The organism is Agathobaculum sp. TL06 (assembly GCF_054658635.1).
Genome location: NZ_BAAGGY010000057.1, coordinates 1 through 1,608, shown reverse-complemented (window position 1 = coordinate 1,608; position 1,608 = coordinate 1). Strand labels below are relative to the sequence as shown.

Genomic DNA, 1,608 nt, shown 5'->3' with positions numbered 1-1,608 from the left:
ATGTACGAAAAAAGATTATCCGGCGTGGTTATTCCGACTATTACGCCGATGCACGAAGATGGATCAATAGATGGGCGCTCGCTGGCGGGCTTTACGGAATATCTGGTGCAGGCGGGGGTGGACTGTCTGTATCCGAACGGCACCAACGGGGAAAGCCTGTTGCTCAGCAGGAAGGAGCGCGAAACGGTAGCGGAAATCATGGTGAAAACCGCAGCAAAGCGTATTCCGGTATTCATCCAGTGCGGCAGCATGACAACTGCGGAGACTATCTCCCATGTGCGGCACGCGGTCAAAATCGGCGCGGATGGCGTGGGCGTGATGTCGCCGGCATTCTTTCCTATGGACGAGGCATCCCTGTTTGGCTATTACAGCGCGGTGGTCGAGAGCGTGCCGCCGGATTTTCCGGTTTATATCTATAACATTCCCGGCTGCACAACGAGCGACGTCAAACCCGAACTGCTGGGCAGGCTGATGGAAAAATACGAAAATATTGCGGGCATCAAATACAGTTGCCCTGACCTGATGCGCATTGAGGATTATCTGCTGTGCAGCGGGCGTACCCCAGACCTTCTGATCGGCTGCGACAGCCTGTTCCTTCCGTGCCTGATGACAGGCGGTGTTGGCACGGTGACCGGCCCGGGGGCGATTTTTCACGAACGGTTCAATCGCCTGTACCGCCAGTACCGCGAGGGCGATATGGAGGGCGCGCGCAGGACGCAGCAGCAGATTGTCAGAACCGACCGCGAACTGGCGGCAGTTCCGGGCATTCCGGCGCTTAAAACGCTGCTCAAGCTGCGCGGCATCATTGAAAATGATACCTGCCGCGGGCCGCTGCGCAAGCTGACGGACGGAGAATACGCGCTGCTCGAGCGTGTGCTGGAGGAGTACTATAAGGAGGAGGGTATCAATGGCTGAGAAGAAGCTGCGGGTCGGTGTAATCGGCGTCGGCTATGTTTCAAAGAACAACTTTCTTCCCGTACTGCCGCGGTTTGACGATGTGGAGTTTGTCGGGCTGATGGCAGGCAAGCTGGAAAACGCGCAGCATGCGCAGCGTCTCTGCGGCGCGCAGCATGCGGTCGCTACGCTGGAAGCGTTCGTATCGCTCGGCCTGGACTGTGCCTTCGTGCTGACGCCCAAACAGTGCCATGCGGAGCAGATCTCTTTCCTGCTTGAGCAGGGCATCGACGTATACAGCGAAAAGCCCATGGCGACCACATTGAAGGATGCGGCACGCATTGCGGAGACAGCGGCCAAAACGGGCAATAAGCTGATGATCGGCTTTAACCGCCGCTATGCGCCGGTCTGCCAAAAAGCCAAGGCGGTTTATGGGGAAGGGGCGCCGGAGGTAATCATTGCACAGAAAAACCGTCCGGCGACCGAGTACCGCGCCACATTGGAAAATGCGATCCACATGGTCGATCTGATGCGCTACTACGGCGGTGAGGTCAAGGACGTCCATGCGCTGACCAAGTTCACGGATCCGTATTATGAGACGTTTACGACCGCGCAACTGGAATTTGAGAACGGCGCTTCGGGCATGCTGATCGCGGCCCGCTGCTCGGGTCAGTGGGAGGAAACCATTGAACTGCATGGGAATAACCGCTCGGC

2 protein-coding genes are annotated in these 1,608 nt (G+C 57.6%); both read left to right on the top strand.

The window, feature by feature from the left end; translation table 11 throughout:
- Positions 1-915, top strand: a 915-nt coding sequence (locus ACYQ3S_RS15600; RefSeq protein ID WP_459690284.1) for a dihydrodipicolinate synthase family protein, incomplete at its 5' end; no start/stop codon positions are given.
- Positions 908-1,608, top strand: a 701-nt coding sequence (locus ACYQ3S_RS15595; RefSeq protein WP_459690282.1) for a Gfo/Idh/MocA family protein, incomplete at its 3' end; no start/stop codon positions are given. The genes ACYQ3S_RS15600 and ACYQ3S_RS15595, both read left to right, overlap by 8 nt.